A 21,935-nucleotide genomic window follows, 5' to 3' on the forward strand; every position below is an offset into this window, starting at 1 on the left:
ATGATTACCTGCTGCTTATATTTACCCACTATGATCCATATAGATCCAAAAATCATAGCTTTTTGACTTGAGTTCTATTTAAAAACCGTCCTTGGTAGGTTGGCCACCACCACGGCTTTTCCTATCCGCCCCCCCCAGAATAAGTCGATCTTTCACAGGAGGATATTGCTTGATCGCATACATTAGGTCGATTTTAAAAAGCTTTTAATTTTGTTTAAAATATATTTTTATACCTATAAGTGACATATGTCATGTTTTGGGGTGTGTGATAGTCATTACTTATCCTTCTTACAAAGGATATCTTTGTTATGATAGTAAATCGGAGGTATATGAAAGAAGGTTACATAGACGGCAGTAAGCACATGGGAGGTATATGGTCGGCATTGAGCAAGGATGAACTACCTTTCCAACCCAAAAGGGAAAATCATCAAAGCGACAACACCGACCTACGATCACCACCAATGTTCATCGTGGGGGAAATCTGTACCATAATGGATTGGTATAGAAAAAGAAAACGCAGGATTTACCAATTAAAAAATGGCCCGGAACAACCTTTGGTCATTTTTGATAAACAAATGTCCCTTCAGAGAATTTTGCTCCATTACGACGGAAAGAAGGAATCTGTCAAAGGCATCAAGGGATTTGTATCGATTTTTGAGGAGGAATTAAAGCAAAGTCATATCACCGTAGTTTCTCCGGATTTTATTCCCAAGTCTAAAATTGCGGAAGAGGCGTCTTTGGTTCGCCTGCTTTCACAAAAGTCCACCGAGACAAGCTTCATTAAGTTCAATTTTAATGAGATCAATGAATTTTGGAATTACAGCCTTAAGGAAGAATATACCCTGTTAGTGACCTCTAAGAAAAATCTTGTAAAATTCATAAAACTCTCGCTAATGCTTTGCAAAGAAAATACAAAAGGTGTAAAGAATCATCCAAGCATTTTTTTGGTATAGTATGTTTTGCCAATTTTTATGTGGTAAAGTGTATAAATATTAGTATTAATAGTTAAATTAAAGCATAACCATGATGAGGATGAAACAATTAAATAATACAAGTTTTATATTATGTTTTCATTGTGGGGAAAAATGCCAAGAGGAATCGTTGGTTCATGACGAGAGAAGCTTTTGCTGTCCCGGATGCAAGCTGGTATATGAGGTGCTGAAGGAAAATGACCTTTCCAGTTACTATGAATATGGCAGCCGCCCTGGTACCCGTCAGGCGGGAGCAGGTCAATCTGAAAATAAATTTGACTATTTGGATGAACCTGATGTGATCCAAAAACTGGTGGACTTTTCGAATGAAAAGGAAACCCATATCACTTTTACCATCCCGGCCATCCATTGTGCCTCCTGTATTTGGCTGTTGGAAAACCTACACCAATTGAACGGGGATATTTTTTATTCTAGGGCTGATTTTGTCAAAAAGGAATGCCAAGTAAAGTTTTATACCGAGCGGAGCAGTTTGAAAACAGTCGTAAAGCTTCTTTCTAAGATCGGTTATATGCCGACCATTAACCTGTCGAGCTATAGTGGGAGCAAAGGGGCATCCCAAATGGATAAGCGGTTGATATATAAGTTGGCGGTTGCTGGATTTTGTTTTGGCAATATGATGTTTTTCAGCTTGCCCGAGTATTTTAGTGAAGTGACCTTGCTGGAAGAGGAGTTTAGGGGGCTATTTGGGTACCTAAATTTGGCACTTTCACTTCCTGTTGTGCTGTATGCGGCTACCGACTATTATCGATCCGCTTGGTATGCCCTCAAAAATGGCAGGGTAAATATGGACGTGCCAATCGTCATGGGAATTGCAGCCTTGTTTCTCTATAGTTTGTTTGAGGTGATAGGAGGAGGGGCAGGTTATCTGGATTCATTGGGCGGATTGATTTTCTTTTTATTGATAGGAAAATATTATCAACAAAAGACCTATGATACCCTTTCATTTGACAGGGATTATACGGCTTATTTCCCCTTGGCGGTGACCAGGATGAAACAGGAGGGGGAAGAGGTGGTTTCCTTGCCCAAGCTAAAGGTGGGCGATACGATCAAGATCAGAAAGGGTGAATTGATCCCTGCAGACAGCCTTTTGATCGGAGGTGATGCGCAGGTTGATTACAGTTTTGTAACAGGGGAAGAGGTGCCTGTGCCCGTGACGGTAGGGCATTTGATCTATGCTGGTGGCAGGCAGCAGGCTGGCACTTTGCTGTTGAATGTTCAGAAAGAACCATCCCAGGGATATTTAACCGGTCTTTGGAACCATGACAGTTTTAAGGAAGAGCCACGTGAAGACCTCAGTACCCTGGCCAATAAAATCAGCGGAAAATTCACACTGGCGGTCTTGGCAATTGCGGTGTCCACTTTTGTTTTTTATAGCCTGACCGATTTGTCCTTAGCGGTCAGGGCTTTTTCCAGTGTGCTTATTGTGGCATGTCCATGTGCATTGGCACTTTCTACACCCTTTACTTTGGGAAATACCCTGAGGATCATGGGGAATAAGAAGTTTTTTCTGAAAAATGGCCAGGTGATAGAGCGGCTAGCAGGAATAACGGATTATGTTTTCGATAAAACAGGGACATTAACGGATCCGGGCTTGGCGCAAGTGGAGTTTATTGGCGAGGTGCTATCGGATGATCTTAAAATGGCCATTAAGATGATGGTGGGAGAATCCACACACCCTTTGAGCCATCGGATAAATAGCTGGCTTCCAAATTACGAACCGGTATATGTCGAAGGCATCCAAGAACATGTGGGATATGGATTAGAGGCCATTTACCAAGGAGACATTATTCGTTTGGGGGCGCCTGATTGGCTGGGATTGGAAAAGGTAAAGTGCCAAGCGGGTGGTAATCGGGTGTACTTGGCCATCAATGAAATGGTAGTGGGCTATTTTCATGTCATGAGTACCTTGAGAGAAGGAGTAAGACAAACTATCCAAGACCTCATGTCTAAGGGCGAAGTGCATGTGCTCTCAGGCGACAGGGCCACAGATGGAGCCAAACTACAGAAGCTATTGGGAAGTGGAGTGTTGATGAATTTTAACCAGAGTCCCACCGATAAGCTTGAATACCTCCGTCACCTCAATGCTAAAGGGAAATCGACAGTAATGATAGGAGATGGACTGAACGATGCCGGTGCATTGCAGGAAAGTGACGTGGGGATCGCTGTGACAGATCAGGCGACCTATTTTTCGCCTGCCAGTGATGCCATAATGGATGCTGAAGTGCTACCGAAGCTTCCCGCTTTCATTCATTTGGCGCGTGATAGCAAAAAGGTCATCCTCTCCAGTTTTGTCATCAGTTTGATTTACAATGTAGTTGGGATTGGATTGGCTGTGCAGGGGCTTCTAAGTCCAGTGGTTTGTGCTGTTTTGATGCCGCTAAGCAGTATTTCGGTAGTGGTCTTTACTACAGTAATGATGAATTTTCTTTCATATAAAAGAGGACTTAAATCCAATAGGCAATGGAAGTGATATTTGTATTGATCGGCATCAGTTTGATTTTGGCGCTGGCATTTCTTGTCCTTTTCATCAGGGCAATGAAGGCTGGCCAATTTGATGACACCTATACTCCTTCCATAAGGATACTCTTCGATAAAAACAAAAAGTCAGATTCAAGTAAAACAACAACTAAATCTAAGTAGATATGTCAGAATCACTACTGGAAAAGTTCAGTTACGATAATAAGATCGTAAAGTACTTTGGAGCCGCCACCATCATATGGGGCGTAGTCGGGATGCTGGTGGGTATATTGGCCGCCACCCAGCTTTTTCTTCCTGAGGCCAATCTCGGAAACCCTTATACCACTTTTGGCAGGATCCGTCCGCTGCATACCAATGCGGTGATCTTCGCCTTTGTGGGTAATGCGATTTTTGCAGGGGTATATTATTCCATGCCGCGGTTGCTGAAGGCAAGGATGTGGAGCGATACCCTTAGCTGGATCAATTTCTGGGGATGGCAGTTGATCATTTTGGCGGCTGCCATTACGCTTCCACTTGGGCTGACTACTTCCAAGGAATATGCCGAATTGGAATGGCCCATAGATATTGCCATTGCGGTGGTATGGGTTGCTTTTGGAGCCAATATGATCGGTACGCTGATCAAGCGACGTGAACGGCACATGTACGTGGCCATTTGGTTTTACCTGGCCTCTTTTGTAACGGTAGCGGTGCTGCACATTTTCAATTCCCTTGAGTTGCCCGTATCCTTGTTTAAGAGCTATTCGGCCTATGCTGGGGTTCAGGACGCCTTGGTACAGTGGTGGTATGGACATAATGCAGTGGCATTTTTCCTGACGACTCCCTATCTGGGGTTGATGTACTATTATTTGCCCAAGGCGGCAAACAGGCCTATATATTCGTATAAATTATCCATTATACACTTTTGGGCGCTGATCTTTATTTATATCTGGGCGGGACCGCACCATTTGCTTTATACAGCTTTACCGAATTGGGCACAGGTACTTGGCGTAGCGTTCTCGATCATGCTGATTGCCCCTTCTTGGGGAGGGATGGTAAATGGACTGTTGACCTTAAGGGGGGCTTGGGACAAGGTACGTGTGGATCCTGTGCTGAAATTTATGGTAGTGGCGGTGACAGCTTACGGTATGGCCACCTTCGAAGGTCCCTTGCTTTCACTCAAGAGCGTCAATGCCATCGCCCACTATACAGACTGGATCGTAGCGCACGTGCATATTGGAGGATTGGGCTGGAATGGCTTCCTTACTTTTGGTATGCTCTACTGGTTATGGCCCAGAATGTGGAACACCAAGTTGTATTCCGTCAAGCTGGCCAATACCCACTTCTGGCTAGGGACACTTGGAATCCTTTTTTATGCACTGCCGATGTACGTGGCCGCCTTGACCCAAAGCCTCATGTGGAAAGAATTCAATGAGATGGGGAGATTGGCTTATCCAAACTTCCTGGAAACCACATTGGAGATCGTTCCGATGTATATGTTCAGGGCGTTTGGTGGTGTGCTTTATTTAAGTGGTACGCTGATCATGATCTATAACCTGGTGAAGACCACAAAAGTAGGGACATTCGTAGCTGAAGAACCCGATGAAGCGCCTGCGTTGACCAAACCAAAAGCCCAAAAGGGTGAATACTGGCATCATGTGTGGGAGAGAAAGCCCATTTTCTTTACGGTCTTGGCTACCGTGGCCATTCTGATCGGTGGAGCCATTGAGATCATCCCGACCATTCTGGTCAAGTCCAATGTGCCAACGATTTCCAGTGTGGAGCCCTATACGCCACTAGAGCTCCAAGGTCGGGACATTTACATCAAAAATGGTTGTGTGGGATGCCATTCCCAAATGATCAGGCCATTTCGGTCTGAGACCGAGCGATATGGTGAGTATTCCAAAGCTGGGGAGTTTGTCTATGACCGGCCATTCCTTTGGGGCTCCAAACGAACGGGACCCGACCTGCACCGTGTAGGAGGAAAGTATCCTGATAGCTGGCATTATCACCACATGCTCGATCCGCGAACGATGTCGCCAGGATCCACCATGCCAGCCTATGACTGGATGATCACCGAGACGATGGACCATGAAGACCTGCCTGCCAAAATCCGCACCCTACAGAAACTCGGCGTGCCTTACCCTGAGGGCTATGCGGATGGGGCTGCCATGGAAGACTTGAATGTCCAGGCAAATGAAATTGCAACTGGGCTGAAAGAGGCTAATATTGAGGTGCTGCCCAATACGGAAATTGTGGCGCTGATCGCCTACTTGCAGCGGTTGGGGACGGATATCAAAAAGCTGGATGCACCTACTGAATCAACAAGTGAGGCAAAATAAATCAAGACAACTATGCAAAAGGAAATATTAAGTTCGATCGAAAACGTAGAAATATACCCTATCATTTCGTTACTGGTTTTTGTGCTTTTTTTTGTGGGAATGGGATGGTGGGTCCTACGCGCGGACAAGCAATATATCGACCACATGAAATCACTTCCTGTAGATGATGATCACCAAAATGAAGAAAGCCATGAAAAGAAATAAAATTGCACTGATGACCATTGTTTTGGGATTAGGTTGTACTTCAGCTTATGCCCAAGATGCTGCAGAGGACAAAGGCTTCTGGTCTGCCTTAGGGACCATGGACAGTAGTGAGCTGATGCTTTTGCTGATGATCATGGTGATGTTAGGTGTTTTGGTAATGCTATTATTGCTCATGATTTACCTGATGTCCTTTATCGTGACGCTACTAAAGCAAGAAAACCCAGCATTGGCCAACCAGCCCAGCTGGTGGGAAAGCTTTAAAGAACGTTTTGTTTTCGGAAAACTCAAGCCAGTGGAGGAGGAAGATGAAATCATGCTCAGTCATAATTATGACGGTATTCGTGAACTGGACAATTTTATGCCGCCATGGCTGACTTACCTGTTTTACGGATCCACGATTTTTGCCATTTTCTATTTGATCAATTATTCCGCCATTGGCTGGGGCAAAACACCGGAAGAAGAATACCAAGCGCAGCTTAAGGCGGAGGAAATAGCAGCCGAAAAACGGAAGGCTTTGGCTTTGGCTTCCATAGACGAAAGCAATGTGGAACTGGACCAATCGGAGTTTGTCCTCACGGCAGGTGCGGACATTTATCAAAATAACTGCGTGGCTTGTCATGCTGCCGATGGCGGTGGTGGTGTGGGGCCTAATTTCACTGATGAATATTGGCTTCATGGTGGCAGCATCAAGGATGTGTTTAAAACGGTGAAATATGGAATTCCGGATAAGGGGATGATTCCCTGGCAGGATCAGCTCAGTCCTGAGGAAATCATGCAGGTATCCAACTTTATTTTGTCAATGAGAGGAACCACTCCGGCAAACCCAAAAGAACCGCAAGGAGAGCTTTATGTGCCGGAAAGTGATGATGGTAGTGATGCAGCGGATGATTCAGCCATGGTGAAAGCAGACACCACAATGGTAGGAACCTAAAAAACTTCGTCGATATGAGTGAAAAGCAGCAAAATAGTCAAGAAGCTTTCAGGGATTCCTTGGCCACGGTAAAGTCAGATGGTGGTCGAAACTGGATCTTTCCCAAAAAAGTCACCGGGTTTTTCTATCGTTGGAGAACCTGGGTTTCGTGGCTGTTATTGGTCATCCTGTTTGCTGGACCTTTTCTGAAAATTGATGGTGAGCCATTCCTTCTGCTCAATGTCTTTGAAAGGAAGTTTGTCATCTTTGGTCAGGTCTTTTGGCCTCAGGATACGTATATCCTGCTTTTCCTACTGCTTATATTGTTTGTCTTCATCATCTTGTTTACTGTGGTCTTTGGCAGGGTGTTTTGCGGATGGATATGTCCGCAGACGCTTTTTATGGAGATGGTATTCCGTAAGATTGAATATTGGATCGAGGGAGATGCGAGTCAACAGCGGAAGCTCAATGCTATGCCGTGGAATCGGAAAAAGATAAGTAAGAAAGGTGTGAAATTCGTGATCTTTTCGATGGTATCGCTGCTTATTGCCCATACGGTAATGGCGTATTTGATTGGGATCGAGAAGACGCTTGAGACGATCAGTCATCCGCCAAGTGAAAACTTGGCGGGTTTTATGGGACTGCTTTTTTTTGCGGGAGTATTCATGCTGGTCTTTAGCTTGTTTAGGGAACAGGTCTGCACAGTGGTGTGTCCATACGGAAGGCTCCAAGGGGTATTGCTGGACACCAATTCCATTAATGTCACCTACGACTATGTGCGGGGTGAACCACGTGGTAAGATCAACAAGAGAAAAACAGATGCGCCACCAAAAGGGGATTGTATCGACTGTACATTATGTGTGCAGGTGTGTCCCACGGGAATCGATATTCGAAATGGTGTCCAAATGGAATGTGTGAACTGCACCGCCTGTATGGATGCCTGTGACGAGGTCATGGAAAAAGTCCATCGCCCCAAAGGCCTGATCAGGTATGCCTCTGAAAATAGTATCAAAGAAGGCCGTCAAAAATTGATCACTCCCAGGGTCATGGGGTATTCTGCAGTACTGATCCTGTTGATTGCGGCATTTGTGGGACTATTGATGATGAGGACTGAGCTTTCGGCTACCATCACCCGCTTTAGGGGGATGACGTACCAAGAGCGTACCGATGGCCAGGTCAGTAACTTGTACGAGGTGACGTTTATCAACAAGACCTTTGAAGAACAACACGTACAAATAATTGCAGAAGACGATCGCTTTCGTATTGAGGCCAACGATGAGGGCAACTGGATACTGGAAGGACAGTCCAAGCTTGAAGGAAGGTTTTTCTTGGTCATCGAAGGAGCGGATGTCCGAGCGATCAATGAAAAGGTAACCCTTTTAATATTGCAGAATGGAAAGGAAATCGATCAGATTTCGACCAATTTTATGGCGCCATTGCCGGATTGATAACTAAAAGAAGAAAAAATGAACTGGGGAAAAGGTATTGTATTGTTTTTTGTGGTATTTGTGACGTTTGTCTTTACGATGGTGGGCATCTGCATGAAGCAAGATGATATCCACTTGGTGACCCAAAATTACTACGAAGAAGAAATCAAGTATCAGGAGCAAATTGAAAAGGCTTCCAATGCCGCCATGCTCGACCAAGAAGTCATGGTGTTTGATGTTGGGCAGAAGGAACTGCTGGTCGATTTGGAGAAAGGGGCAAAGGGAACCCTTTGGCTTTTTAGGCCTTCTGATGCCCGATTGGACCAAAAGATATCACTGGAATTTGATAGCCCAAAGCAACAAACGGTGAGCCTTCGTGAGCTCAAAAGTGGCTATTGGAAAGTGAAACTGGCTTGGGAGGTAGGTGGAAAGGCTTATTATGAAGAGAAAAAAATCACCCTCTAATGATTTGGACAGCGCTGATATTGGGTTTTTTAGGTTCATTTCACTGTCTGGGGATGTGTGGACCAATCGCACTGGCGGTATCGGCCACGGATGCCAAGCGGTATTGGTGGAGAAAACTTTGGTATAATGTCGGCAGGACCGTTACTTATGGCGTTCTGGGGATCTTGGTGGGATTTTTGGGTAAAGGACTGGAATTGGCCGGAATACAGCAATGGCTTTCAATGTCGATTGGAGCCCTGATCATTGTTTTTGCGCTGCTGTACAAGCAAAGTGAGCGGGTTTTGGCTCGTGGTGGATTTTATGGGATGATGGCAAAAGTTAAGACAGCTTTGGGCTATTGGCTAAAAAAAGGTGGTACTACGGCCTTTTTTATGACTGGTCTGGTGAACGGTTTTTTGCCTTGTGGTATGGTCTATATTGCGTTATTGGCCTCGTTGGCCTTGTCAAATCCTTTGCAAGGAGCCGTGTATATGATGGCTTTCGGTCTCGGGACACTTCCGTTACTGTTTTTGTTGATGGTCGGAAGTGATGTTTTTTCGCCGATGTGGAGACAGCGACTCTTTAAGATGATGCCCTATTTTGCCGTTTTGATAGGGGTGCTTTTTATTTTTAGAGGATTGGGATTGGGAATACATTTTTTAAGTCCAGAATTGGGAGGTTTTGACCTGACAGCTGGAGCCTCGGACATGACCATTTGTAAGTAATGGTCGGAAGGTCTTTATGGCGCCATTGGAAGGAAATGTTTTTGGTGATAAATAGCCCTTTTCAGTAAATTAATAACATTTCTCAATAAATTATTGGGAGTTTTCAATTAAGCACGCAACCAGAAACAAGGTAGCCTTGTATAGACTGGAGCAACCCTTTTCGAAAAAGTGGATCAAGATCTATCCAAATCGCTCATCACTGGACTTTGTGAAAATGATATAAAGTCTCAGGAACTGCTTTATCGGCAGTTTTACAGTTATGGTATGAGTGTATGCCTGCGGTACACTTCCAATAGGGAAGAGGCTGTTGAAGTGTTGCATGATAGTTTTATGAAAGTATTCACCAAAATCCATCAATATGACGAAAACCAAGCGTTTAAGCATTGGTTCAGGCGGATCCTGATCAATACCGCAATCAACCATTACAAACGTGAAAATAAGCATAATAATAAAACGGAGACGCTCAGTAGCGCCATGCAGGTGAAAGGGCATGAAGAGGATGCCGTGGCTCAGCTGAATTACCAAGAAATGATCCAAGTGATCCAGCAATTGTCACCTGTGTATAGGACAGTTTTTAACCTGTTTGTAATCGAAGGCTATGGGCACGAGGAAATCGCGGAAAAGCTGGAGATTTCCGAAGGAGCATCCAAGTCCAATCTTTCCAGGGCAAGGGCAAAGTTAAGGGAACTACTAACAAGAAATCATGAAAAAGGACTGGCGAAATATGAGCGATAAGGAGCTGGATGATTTCTTTAGGAAGCAATCTGAACAGCCCGACATCCCCTTTGTTCCCGAGGATTGGGACAAAATGAAGCGTCAACTTGCCTCTTCATCAGCTAACGTTGCCGCTAGACCTTGGTATAAGCGCGGAGGAAGGTGGCTGGGCCCTTTGCTACTGCTGTTGTTGGTCGGAGGATGGATGGCTTGGAGTCTTGGTGGTTTTGAAAATGAGTCAATTGGCACAGTGGAAATTAGTGCTGAAGTACCCTTCGCCAACAATAGTGAAAGTGGAAGGAAGCAGCGAGATACCGATAAAGTATTGCAGGGAGACCAATCTAGAAAGGGCGGTAAATCCGTAAATAACAGTAGTCGAGATGTAAGTGACGGAGATGGTTATGGGGCATTTTCAGCGGATCGCACATCTAAAGCGAAAGGGGAAAATCCCAAAAACACCATTCAGGATGAAAATGGACGATTGATGAAGGAGGCTATTTCGTCACCGGTTAGAGGTTTGGCGGATATTCCGGTTCCGGAGTTTGGGGTACAGTGGATGCTTGATAGTGGGAAGTATGCTCTTCCATTAGAAAGTAACCATGTTAGGGAGCTCCAGAAGGAGAAGAAAATGGCCCCAGCTGAATTTTGGCATGATCGCCGATGGAGTGTGGCGGGATTGCTATCTCCCGACATCAGTGCGCTAAAATGGAAAGACGTCCACGGAGTAGGAACAAGTGCTGGTTTAACTATCGAGTACTTTATCCATCCAAAATGGAGTGTCAATTTGGGTTTTCTATATGCGTTTAAAACCTACCGGGGAGAAGAGGAATACAGTGCGTTTGGCTCATATGGTGCGGGCAAGGTAGCCTTAAAAGGAGACTGTTATGTGTTTGATGTGTCCACTGATGTTCGGTATTATGCATTCAGCCGAGATTTGGACAGGTGGTACCTTGGTGCAGGTTTATCATCCTATTTTATGCTAAGGGAAAAGTATGATATAGAATATGAATCTGCTAATGGTTATCCTGCACATAAAGAGCTGGATATTAAAAGTGAAAACAATCACCTTTTTAGCGTTGTCAACCTCAGCATAGGTTATGAGAGAGACTTGTCAGAGAGGTTGTCGCTTCAGGTAGCTCCTTATTACAAAATACCTTGGCGCGGGATTGGGGAAGGTGATGTCAACCTTAAAAGTGCAGGAGTGATGATCGGCTTGAAATACAGCTGGTGAGGATTCCTGATAAATAAACCACAAACATTTCATCCCGGATTATGCGTTAGGAATCGTAGTGAGAGCTGAAAGTGCAAGAAAATCAGTTAGTTTGGAGGCATTAGCGTAGCACCGCTACGGTTATGCCGAAAACTAACGTGAAACGACTGATTTTGAAGCAGTTTCAGGTCGTAACAGATAGGCTAATGCATATTCCGGGTTTAAATAGCATCAGAATGAACTTGCATGGCTGCAAATAAAAAGCAGCACGAAGTTCGGTGGAATGCTATGGTCAAAATTGAACGAACTTTTACCAAAACCAAAGAGACAATGAACAAGCTAAGATTAATGATTATCGGGGTTTTATTGGCTGCAGGGATGTCCTGTAGCAGCGAAAACGAAGATGATATCCAACCAGATCCATCGGGAGACAGGTGTGAAGATGTTTCATCCACATTATCGGGCGATGTGCAGTCGATCATGACCAGTAACTGTGCGACATCCGGCTGTCATGTGTCAGGGACAGGAAGGGTAGATTTTACCGACAAGCAAAACATCATCCAATATGCATCCACCATCAACTCCTATGTGCAAAGTGGCTTTATGCCACCATCAGGTTCTGGACAGAGTCTGACAGCAGGAGAAAAAGATGATATATTTTGTTGGGTATCAGCTGGAGCCCAAGACAATTAAAAAACAGGAGGTAGCAATGAGAGTGTTTTTGATCGTAATGCTGATATGGACAGTTGGTCTGCCTGCAGAGGGCCAATCCTATCGCACAGAAAAATGTGCTGTGAAGTTCTTTTCAAGTGCTCCACTGGAAGATATCAAGGCGGATAACAAAGAGGCTATTGGTGTGTTCAATGCTGATTCTGGGGATTTTGCCTTTGTGGTGCAAATCAAGGGATTTCAATTTGCGAAGTCATTGATGCAAGAGCACTTCAATGAGAACTTTATGGAGTCTGATAAATACCCAAGGGGGACATTTGAAGGCAAAATCGAAGGGTATGATCTATCTGCAAGCGGTGAGCAACAGGTGACGGCCAGTGGTAAAATGAAAATTCACGGAGTGGAGCAACCGATGAATGTCGTTGGGGAACTGACCGCAAGTGGAGGTAAGTTGATCATGGATGCTGTATTTCCCATAAAGTTGGAAGATTATGAGATAGACATACCAAAAATCCTCTTTCAAAAAATTGCCGAAGAGGTAGAGGTGACGGTACATTTTGAATTTAAAGAAGATTAAGACATGGGATTTTTATTTCGTTTTGGGGCAGTTTTGGGGTACTTGGTCTTGATGGCAGGATGTGCCTACGGACAGGATAGTCTTTTGGATCAACTGGAAGAGGAAGCTTCCCCAATAGAGGACCTCACGTATGGGACATTTAAGGGAACCCGCCTTATCAACGGCCAGACCGTGGAGACTCGGGGAGCGGGCAACTTGGATTTTATCATCAGCCACCGATTTGGAAGGGTCAATTCTGGCGCATATAATTTCTTCGGCCTAGATGATGCCAATACTAGATTAGGGCTGGAATATGCTTTTACGGATGACTTAACAGTGGGGATTGGAAGGAATTCTTTCCAGAAAGTGTATGATGGGTTTGTGAAATATAGGCTGCTAAAGCAACAGCAAGGAAAAAAGCAAATACCCGTAACGATGACTTGGTATTCCAATATGTCCGTCAACACATTCAAAAGACCTGAGCTTCCCATGAGCTTTGAAAGAAGATTGGCGTATGCGAATCAGTTGTTGATCGCCCGTAAATTTTCCGAAGGACTGTCCCTACAGCTGATGCCAAGTTATGTCCATCAAAACCTAGTGCCTACGGCTATGGACAGGAATGACCTCTTTGCCCTTGGGGTAGGAGGAAGGCTGAAACTGACACCGCGTACCTCATTAAACATGGAATATTATTACCGTGTCAATCCCAATGATGATGGCTATTACAATGCACTGGCCATTGGGTTTGATATCGAGACAGGAGGGCACGTCTTCCAACTCCAATTGACCAATGCCCAGTCCATGACTGAAACGGGCTTTATCCCCACGACAACAGGTAATTTCTGGGATGGGGATATCCATTTTGGCTTTAATATTTCCAGGTCATTTCAGCTAAAGGACAAAAGTAAGAAATGGTAATGGGGGATTTAGTAGGAAGTTTCGAGTAGTGAGATATGAGAATTGAGATATGACATGGTAGTATTGAGACTCCTGTGGTTGTGCTGGGTCTCTGCTCCTGATCGGTGAAGAATTGAGTCTTTGACTCAAATAATCGATCAGGCACCTCTAGCTATTTTTAACCCGCTTTATCAATGTCGTTTAGTTAGTGTGAATTTGGAAATATTGGTTCTATTATTTTTCTGCTAAATTCCAAGATGGTCTTCACCTCTTTACCTTTGTTACTTTTTTGCTTCAGGTCAAAAAAGTAACCAAAAAAAACCGGCGCTGTGCAGCTAGAGGCCGTTAAGAAAGGGAGTTGGCTCGCGTCGTGGAACAGCGAGACCCACTCACTTTTAGGTCGTAGCCATCGGGTGGAAATTAAAATGGGTGACGGATCTCGGTCGAAGGGTAAATCCATGTTCCATTTTAAAGGGCATACCACCGGCCTGGATTTTTTTCTTTCTTTTTTCATCAATGGAAAAAAGGAAAAGGTTAAAATCCACCAAAATGGCCAAAGCCATACAGTTAAAGTCAAATAGAAAAGAAACTCCTAGCATGTGAAAACTGGGAAATAGCCTTAACTAAACGGCATTGAACCCTGAATATGCATTGGCCAATCCATTGCGTTCGGAAACTACTTCATGAAAGTAAGTCGCTTCGCAGCTGTTTTCGATACCACCATCCATGGCGGATGTCTCCATCTCTGACCATTCCTCCAGAGAACGGGATGGTTTTAGAAAACCGAAAAAACCTTTTTCCTGTTTACCTCAATGCAAAACGGCTTCCAGATAGGAATCAATGTTTTCAGCAGTAATTACCTCCAAGGGAAAAAGCTCTTTTTCGGGCGCAGTTTTTTTAAATAGGAGGTGGTTGGCCAGGTGATGAATGCCCCGGAAGACCTGTCTGCTGGGGTTTTGGTGGATCAAGAAGTCGATGTAGCCCGATTTTAGCAAGTTGATATTTTCATTGAGGAGGTCATATCCCACAATGCTGATGTGGTCAAGGCCATTTTTTTCAAGCACATCAGCGGTTAATTTTGCCCCGGAAGAGGTAGGGATAAACAGACCTTTCATGTCATTTTTTTTAATGGCACTGATCAGTTTTTCTTCAAAAGTATCCATTTGATTTCCCTCGATGATGACTGCTTCGACTGATTGGGCAGGGTGCATAGCCCCGTAAAAATCCCTGAAGCCACGTTCTTTTTCTCGAAAATGGACAGAATGTTGTACGCTTTCCCTAATATGGAGAATAGCCACTTTGCCTTTTTGATGTTTGGAAGCGAGGTGGAGTAAAGAGGCTCCAAGCCTTCCGCTTTGGTAGGAATCCTGGCCAATGAAAGAGAGCGGGGATACTGTTGAGATCATGGTATTGAAATGTACATAGGGAGTGCCAAGTTGGTCAAGCTTTTTGAAAAAATCAATGGCCTCATTTAGGAAAATCGGTGCGCTTACTACTGCATCAGGGACATTTTTCAATAACCGCTGAGCTGCCGAAGTGAATGATTTAGCATTTTCCAACTCAAAAAAACAAGGCTGGAGCTCCATATGGTAAGGCCTCCATTCTTCCTGTGCGGTGTCCAGACCAGTCATGGAAAGCTTCCAGTACGGGTCTTGGCTTGGATCTGGCACCAAAAGTGCTATGGTGTACACCTTGTTGGATCCAAGGGTCTTGGCGAGTAAGTTGGGTGTGTAGTCGATTTCCTGAAGGACTTTTTCCACTTTTTCCCTGGCCTTTTCAGAAACCTTTCCTCTATTGTGAATTACACGGTCCACTGTTCCCACGGATACGCCTGCAAGCTTGGCGATATCCTTTATTCGGATCATTTTTTTATTCATAGGGTCATTAGTTTTAGGGTATTGCTAGCTGCTTTTCATTGGTTCTGTAAGTAGTAGTTTACTGATCGAAGGATGAATATAGAAATCAGATTCGAATTAGCTATTATTTTTTAAATCGGTAACGTTTCCGTGATCCTAATTTTGATTATGCGTTGTTGGGATAATTTCATTTAGGATTTTTCAAACAAAACTAATATTTAGGTCGAATTCACTAATTAAAAACCTTGTCTTGTTAGGTTGTGTTTCCGCAAACAAATAAAGTGTGTGCGGAAACATTATCAAAATTATTTTTGAAAAGAACATTATAATTTCTACTTTGGTCAGGTAAAAAAATCAACAAAGTCAAGTGTGTTATTTTAAATTATTGTTTTAATAATCAAGCTAACGCATAGATTTTATTGATTTTCAAGACATGTAATGATAACATTGAACGCAAACGGGTAATCAGTCCTAATGGTACTGATTTGGATCTCCAAAGAAAATCTCAAGGGAGTAAGAAACTAAAAACTAAAAGCAAATCACTTTAATTTATGAAGCACAAACTTTTACTTACAACAATGCTGTGTTTATTGCTGGGATTTTCAGCATGGGCGCAGGGAACCGTAACAGGGACGATCACCGATGATAATGGGGAACCGATTCCTGGAGCCAGTATCAGGGTGGTGGATACCAACCTTGGCACCGTTACCGATTTGGATGGGATTTATACCATTGAGGTCCCAGCTGGTAAGACGAAACTGACCTTTTCTTTTGTGGGGTTTGAAACCCAAGAGGAAGAGATCAGCGGAAGAACCAAAATAGACGTGACGCTTTCTCCAAGTGTCAGTGATCTTCAGGAAGTAGTGGTCACTGGAGCCATGGGCATCGAAAAGGATCCTAGAAAACTAGGATATGCCGTATCGACCGTGGATTCCAAGGATATTCTTCAGTCGTCCCCGACCAATGTGGCTTCAGCATTATATGCGAAGGCGCCCGGTGTGACCATTTCTACTAATCCTGGTGGTGCTACCAGTGCCGTGGCCGTACAGATCCGTGGTCTGAGTTCCATTAGTTATCAGCAGCAACCGTTATTGGTCGTAGATGGTGTGATTTCACGAAATGGCGACACCAATAACGATGGTTACTGGAGTAGTCCGAGGATCAAGGGTAACGGTATTTTGGACATAAACCCTGAAAACATCGAAAGCATCAATATACTAAAAGGCGCTGCCGCATCTGCACTGTACGGATCCGATGCTGCCGCTGGCGTGATCGTCATTACCACTAAGGATGGTGGCAAGTCCAATGGTTTTGGAGTGGACTTTAATGTTTCCTATGGTGTAGAGAAAGTAGGTGTATTACCGGATGTCCAGAATGTATTCGGACCTGGATATGACCGTGCGTCCAATATGTCACAGGGTGCAGATGAAAATGGATGGGTAGAGAGACAAGTGAATGGCCAAACCGTACAGTCTCCTTTATTCAATGCTTGGGGACAGTTTGGCCCTGAAATGGACGGTAGAGATGTGTATTTCTGGGATGGTGAGATCCGGCCTTATGTGGCTTATGAAGATAACATGAGAAACTTTTACAGAACGGGTCATAGTGGAATCTATAATGTGGCCATTTCCAATGGTACCGAAAAGTCCAACTACAGACTTTCTTACACTCGTAATGACTACAAAGGTGTGATGGAAGGTGGTGAACAGAATAAGAATACCTTTAATCTTAACTCTAAGTACCAAGTGGCTCCAAAGGTAAATGTGGACCTGGTAGCGACGTATATTAGTGAGAAAGTGACCAACCGTCCATGGATGGTGGATCGAATGAGCAATAACTATAGTGGATTCCTTAATCCAGCTACAGACATTCGATGGTTTGAAGAAAAATACCAGACCAGCAGAGGGTATAAGTATATTCCGGCTAACGGAAATTTGTATGATCCAAGTGAGGCTTTTGCTTTGGTTACTGCCGGTACGCCTTATATGGATTACTATTGGACGCAGAGAGCGCGACAATTTACCGAAAATACCAATCGCCTGATGGGAGCGATGACGGTAACTTATGATATCTTGGATAACCTTACCGTGAGAGGTCGTGTTGGGACAGACTATACCGGTTATGCCACAGAAAACAAGGAGCCTAATACCGTTCCATTGTCAGTGGATAACTCTGGGCTATATGGTACTAGCCAAGATCAGTACCGCATTTTCTACGGAGATGTGTTGGTAAGTTATAATGCATCTTTGGGCAATGGATATGACCTTAACCTTAGGGCAGGTTACCAAGCAAGGGAAGAAAACTACCGCTATACTTCCCAAAACACACAAGGCGGACTGACTGAGGAAAACTGGTTTAGCATGAATGCGTCCAGACAAAATCCACGAGGATATTCTACCAGGTCATATTTGGTAAAAGATGGACTCTTTGCCATGGCTTCATTGGATATAAAGGACTATTTGTTTATCGAAACTTCATTAAGGCAAGAAAGGACTTCGACGTTATACTTTGATAATAACAAATTCCTGTATCCATCAGTAAGTGCAGCGTTTGAATTGAGCCAAGTGGCTTCACTTCCTGAGTTTATTACGTACAGTAAGATCAGGAGTTCTTATGGTGTAGTGGGTAATCCAGCTCCAGCGTATCAGGCCAATGTGGTTTATAATGCTTCCAGTATTGATGGAAGGCCTGCACTTTATCCGCTTGCCCAATATGGAAACAATGGCCTACAGAATGAATTGAAACATGAGGCAGAAATTGGCTGGGAAAATAGATTTGTCAATAATAGACTAGGCCTAAACCTGACCTATTACCAGAATACCATTAAGGACATGATCCTGCCGCTGCAAGTGCCATCATCCACAGGTGCGAATACGATCTTGTCAAATGTAGGAAACATGAAAAACTATGGATTGGAAGTTGGTCTTTCTGCCACGCCGGTGCAGACGCAAGATTGGGTATGGGATATCCAGTTCAATACAGGATTCAATAGAAACAAAGTGACCACTTTGATGCCAGGATTGGAGACATTGATCCACAGCCGCCCCGATAATGGGTCTCTGCAGATTGTCTCTCAAATTGGTCAACCAGCAGGTGATATCTTAGGGTACACCTTGTCCAGAGATGAAAATGGTAAGCTATTAGTAGGTGAAAATGGGTTTTATATACCGGATTATGACAATTTGGTGAAACTTGGTAATGTGCAGCCAAAAGCAGCCGGTGGTTTTATCAATAATGTTGGATACAAAAACTTTAACCTCAACGCAGTTATCGATTACAAATGGGGAGGTCAGGTGTATTCACCATCTATACAATACATGAGAAGTGCCGGTATGCTTGAAGAAACCCTTTTTGGCAGAAGTGAAGCATATGGTGGATTGCCTTATTATGAAAATGCAGATGGGGAATTCATAAGTGCAGAAGGAATGTCTCAGGGGCCAAATGGTGAGTCCATCTATCACGATGGGATGATCATGGACGGAGTTACTGCGGAAGGAGAGCCGAATACCACTATCGTTGATGCACCAAATTATTATCTGAACACTTACTATTGGGGTTCCTATCCAGGTTCTGGCCTGAATGGTACTTATGAGTCAGCGGTGTTTGATAACAATTACATCAAACTACGAGAATTGGTTCTTTCTTATACCTTCCCTAAGGTGGCGGTGAGCAAATTCAAAATCCAAAACCTGACAGTTTCGGGCTACGGTAGAAACTTGTTCTACATCTACAAGTCACTTCCTCACTTGGATCCCGAAGCAGCAGTAGGTACCAACTACCTCACTAGAGGTGGTATCGGAAATGGCGGAGCGGCGTCTCGTTCGTACGGATTTTCCATCAGAGCTTCTTTCTAATCCCTAATTCACGAAAACGCGATGAAAAATATGAAAATTAATTTAAGATATATAGGCTTCTCACTCCTGGCATCTTTAGGAGTGATGAGCTGCTCAGAGGCGGATTTTGAGGACAATTACTATGATCCTGAGAAATCTGTCACAGCAAGTGTTGAAAAGCTGTTTACAGGCTTGTTGTACAATGACAACTTAGAGAATAGAAATACCACTTTTCCGAGATATTGGAATCTTTTTACATTCCAAATTCCGATGCTGGGCACCTATTCACAGACCAATGGCTATACCAATGGTCAAAAGCTCTATGAGCAGGCCACAGCGTATAACCAGGACAGGTGGGATTATTATTACTCTGCATTTATTTCTAACTACAGAGAAATGGAAAACCACTATAATTCGATAGAGGATGCAGAGAAAAAAGAACAATTCCGTCTTTTTATGGAAACCGGTAAGGTCCATTTGTACGATCAGACATCACAAATGGTAGATATCTGGGGCGATATTCCTTTCAGTGAAGCAGGTGGACTGATCACTACAGGGGGGGATATCGTAAGACCAAAATATGACAAGGCTGAGGATATCTATACCACAATGATAGATGATTTGAAAAGTATTGCAGATTTCCTCAATTCCTATGAACCGATTGGTTTTTACAAGGCAGCTTTTGACAATGCCGATGTCCTGAACCAGGGGGATATCGAAAAATGGAAGATTTATGCCAATTCCCTACGGTTGAGATTGGCCATGAGGATTTCTTACTACGATGAAGCCAAAGCGCAAGCAGTAGTCGGTGAAATATTGAATAATCCCTCAACTTACCCTGTGGTCTCCAATATAGACGAGACAGTGCAGTTTGTCGCTAGGGGAGAGCAATTGAATTCAGTGCTTACCCACCACGGTGGAGGAATCAAGGATGCCACCATTGGGCTTACTGCGCCAGGTTATATGGTGAATGATTTGATGGTGCCAAGTGAAGATCCTCGCTTAAGGGCAATGTTTGCTGAAAATAAGAATGGAGACTATGTGGGCGTGCCAAATGATTGGGCTGGAAGTAGGGTGACTGATTCCACGCAAGCGGAGTACTTCTCCCGGTTGGATACTGCTACATACAGTAGAAATGATAAATTTCCTGGCATCATTATTACAGCGGCCGAAGTCAGCTTGTTCAAAGCGGAAGCCGCTGAAAGATGGGCTATAGGAGGAGATGCTGCAGAAGCCTATGAAACAGGAATACGTCAATCCATTGAGTTCCTATTTCACATCAACGAACTGAATGATAATGCCGACGGTACCAACTTTATGCCCGAAGAGAAACCAACCGATGCTGAAATAGCGAATTTCCTCAGCAGTGAAATGATCGCCTATACAGGGAGCACGGATGAGAAACTGGCAAAAATCGGTACACAGCAATGGCTAAACCATGGGTTGATGTATGCCTATCACGCTTGGGCAGAACTCAGGAGAACAGGTTATCCTGTACTGGAGTTTGTGGATGATCCGAGCTCAAATCAATCCTCCTTACCACCAATGAGGCTGTTCTATCCAGAAACCGAAAGGACGCTCAATACTGAAAATTATAACGAAGTAGCCGCTGAAGATAGGGTAGATGTGCCTGTTTTCTGGGACGTTAACTAGCGTAAAATTCTATAATTGGTTGAAATTATGATTAGAGTTCCTGAGGCTATTGGCTTTAGGAACTCTTTTGTTTGTTTTGGTTTTGTAGTTGCTTATTTGCTAATAGTGCACCCGTTTTTGAAATCCTAATTATGAATCGTGTTGATGAATGATGTTTTTAATAAAAATAATGTAAATATTGATAATATTTTTTAGTATAATTTGAATTTATAGCCGCTGTTGTTAACTTTGTATCATAAGGAAAGGATAAAAGGTCTTTCAAATACTGTAGGGTGATGAAATTGGCAGACATGCCCCCCTGTCTCGGGGGTGGGGATCTGGGATAAAGCAAATATCGAGCTCGTGTTTTGCCTAACTGCCCCGTGGAGGTTCGAGTCCTTCCCCTACAGCAGGTTATTTTGGGTTTATTGTTAATTGACTAAAGCTATGGGATTGTTTTCATAGCTTTTTTTTATGGAAAAAAATGGGCGCTATTCAGGGATCAAACGGAAAAGTCTGGGACAGCCAGTTTTCTTAATGAAAAGACAAGACAATTAACAATGCCACGAAGGCCCAAAGGCACAAAGTGCATGTTGAATCTACATTGAAAGATTACACTCAAAAGCTAGCCCCAGAGGAGCGATATATTTGTAGCCATGGATGAAGCCCATGATAAATTGCCCATCCAACGTTTTCGGTTTTAGCCGCATTTCCCTCCCTATTCCCCATGAATTCCCGCTAAAACCCATTCGTACGGATGGAGGAAGCCCATCGTTTTAACGGCATGAAATTTCTTTCATATGAGGATGTCAACATTCGTTTCCCTAGAAATATAGCTTGATCTAAAGTCTGGGACTGCCAGTTTTTTTAATGAAAAAAACCAAGACAATTAACAATGCCACGAAGTCCTAAAGGCACAAAGTGCATGATGTGACCTGCACTGAAAGGGATTTACAATTTCTCAAAACCCTATCTGTGTTTATCGCTTCTATCTGTGGCCGAAATAAAGAAAGACATCTCATCGGATGAGAGCAGATGCCACTGGAATTTGCTTTTCTTTTTTCTTGAAA

18 protein-coding genes are annotated in these 21,935 nt (G+C 43.7%); 17 read left to right on the forward strand and 1 reads right to left on the reverse strand.

The genetic code is table 11. The features are described from left to right. Window positions 1–329 precede the first annotated feature (329 nt). The 15 genes from FDP09_RS13535 to FDP09_RS13605 all read left to right on the forward strand — a co-directional run bounded on the left by FDP09_RS13535 (window position 330) and on the right by FDP09_RS13605 (window position 14,125). Window positions 330–953: a hypothetical protein gene (locus FDP09_RS13535; protein ID WP_137403173.1), complete on the forward strand. Its 624-nt coding sequence runs from the start codon at window positions 330–332 to the stop codon at window positions 951–953. A gap of 79 nt (window positions 954–1,032) precedes the next feature. Continuing rightward, window positions 1,033–3,462: a heavy metal translocating P-type ATPase gene (locus FDP09_RS13540; protein ID WP_137403174.1), complete on the forward strand. Its 2,430-nt coding sequence runs from the start codon at window positions 1,033–1,035 to the stop codon at window positions 3,460–3,462. Beyond that, entirely contained in the window at window positions 3,453–3,632 is a 180-nt protein-coding gene (ccoS, locus tag FDP09_RS13545; protein ID WP_137403175.1) for a cbb3-type cytochrome oxidase assembly protein CcoS, read from the forward strand. The genes FDP09_RS13540 and ccoS overlap by 10 nt, the downstream gene beginning before the upstream one ends. A gap of 2 nt (window positions 3,633–3,634) precedes the next feature. After that, window positions 3,635–5,788 (forward strand): cytochrome-c oxidase, cbb3-type subunit I, encoded by a 2,154-nt coding sequence (gene ccoN, locus FDP09_RS13550; protein WP_137403176.1) that lies wholly within the window; start codon window positions 3,635–3,637, stop codon window positions 5,786–5,788. 12 nt (window positions 5,789–5,800) lie between these two features. After that, window positions 5,801–5,992: a cbb3-type cytochrome c oxidase subunit 3 gene (locus tag FDP09_RS13555; RefSeq protein ID WP_137403177.1), complete on the forward strand. Its 192-nt coding sequence runs from the start codon at window positions 5,801–5,803 to the stop codon at window positions 5,990–5,992. Continuing rightward, window positions 5,979–6,923 carry a cbb3-type cytochrome c oxidase N-terminal domain-containing protein gene (locus FDP09_RS13560; RefSeq protein WP_137403178.1) on the forward strand — a complete coding sequence of 315 codons (945 nt, stop codon included), beginning with the start codon at window positions 5,979–5,981 and terminating at the stop codon, window positions 6,921–6,923. Before FDP09_RS13555 ends, FDP09_RS13560 begins: the two co-directional genes overlap by 14 nt. A 14-nt stretch (window positions 6,924–6,937) precedes the next feature. Then, a complete protein-coding gene (gene ccoG / locus FDP09_RS13565; protein ID WP_137403179.1) occupies window positions 6,938–8,350 on the forward strand; it encodes a cytochrome c oxidase accessory protein CcoG in 1,413 nt (470 codons plus the stop codon). An 18-nt stretch (window positions 8,351–8,368) separates the two neighbouring features. Beyond that, entirely contained in the window at window positions 8,369–8,794 is a 426-nt protein-coding gene (locus FDP09_RS13570; protein ID WP_137403180.1) for a FixH family protein, read from the forward strand. After that, on the forward strand, window positions 8,794–9,498 hold the full coding sequence (locus FDP09_RS13575; protein ID WP_137403181.1) for a sulfite exporter TauE/SafE family protein: 705 nt from the start codon (window positions 8,794–8,796) through the stop codon (window positions 9,496–9,498). The genes FDP09_RS13570 and FDP09_RS13575 overlap by 1 nt, the downstream gene beginning before the upstream one ends. A 168-nt stretch (window positions 9,499–9,666) precedes the next feature. Beyond that, window positions 9,667–10,233: an RNA polymerase sigma factor gene (locus FDP09_RS13580; protein ID WP_137403182.1), complete on the forward strand. Its 567-nt coding sequence runs from the start codon at window positions 9,667–9,669 to the stop codon at window positions 10,231–10,233. Next, complete coding sequence (locus FDP09_RS13585; RefSeq protein ID WP_137403183.1) at window positions 10,202–11,443, forward strand: PorT family protein; 1,242 nt, start codon at window positions 10,202–10,204, stop codon at window positions 11,441–11,443. The genes FDP09_RS13580 and FDP09_RS13585 overlap by 32 nt, the downstream gene beginning before the upstream one ends. Window positions 11,444–11,752: 309 nt before the next feature. Continuing rightward, window positions 11,753–12,115, forward strand: coding sequence for a 2-polyprenyl-6-methoxyphenol hydroxylase (locus tag FDP09_RS13590; protein WP_137403184.1), 363 nt, complete (start codon window positions 11,753–11,755; stop codon window positions 12,113–12,115). A gap of 16 nt (window positions 12,116–12,131) precedes the next feature. Next, window positions 12,132–12,668, forward strand: coding sequence for a YceI family protein (locus tag FDP09_RS13595; protein WP_137403185.1), 537 nt, complete (start codon window positions 12,132–12,134; stop codon window positions 12,666–12,668). A gap of 3 nt (window positions 12,669–12,671) precedes the next feature. Then, on the forward strand, window positions 12,672–13,565 hold the full coding sequence (locus tag FDP09_RS13600) for a DUF5777 family beta-barrel protein (protein ID WP_137403186.1): 894 nt from the start codon (window positions 12,672–12,674) through the stop codon (window positions 13,563–13,565). A gap of 308 nt (window positions 13,566–13,873) precedes the next feature. Next, entirely contained in the window at window positions 13,874–14,125 is a 252-nt protein-coding gene (locus FDP09_RS13605) for a hypothetical protein (protein ID WP_137403187.1), read from the forward strand. Between the two features lie 228 nt (window positions 14,126–14,353). On the opposite strand, the gene FDP09_RS13610 is transcribed toward FDP09_RS13605, so the two are convergent. Then, window positions 14,354–15,421 carry a LacI family DNA-binding transcriptional regulator gene (locus FDP09_RS13610; protein WP_137403188.1) on the reverse strand — a complete coding sequence of 356 codons (1,068 nt, stop codon included), beginning with the start codon at window positions 15,419–15,421 and terminating at the stop codon, window positions 14,354–14,356. Window positions 15,422–15,951: 530 nt separating this feature from the next. On the opposite strand from FDP09_RS13610, the gene FDP09_RS13615 reads away from it, so the two are divergent. Further along, on the forward strand, window positions 15,952–19,254 hold the full coding sequence (locus tag FDP09_RS13615; RefSeq protein ID WP_137403189.1) for a SusC/RagA family TonB-linked outer membrane protein: 3,303 nt from the start codon (window positions 15,952–15,954) through the stop codon (window positions 19,252–19,254). 30 nt (window positions 19,255–19,284) lie between these two features. Further along, the gene (locus FDP09_RS13620) at window positions 19,285–20,886 is read left to right on the forward strand and encodes a SusD/RagB family nutrient-binding outer membrane lipoprotein (RefSeq protein WP_137403190.1); all 1,602 of its coding nucleotides are present in this window, start codon (window positions 19,285–19,287) and stop codon (window positions 20,884–20,886) included. The last annotated feature ends 1,049 nt before the right edge of the window (window positions 20,887–21,935 follow it).

The organism is Echinicola rosea, assembly GCF_005281475.1.
In the GTDB taxonomy this organism is placed as follows: Bacteria; Bacteroidota; Bacteroidia; order Cytophagales; family Cyclobacteriaceae; genus Echinicola; species Echinicola rosea.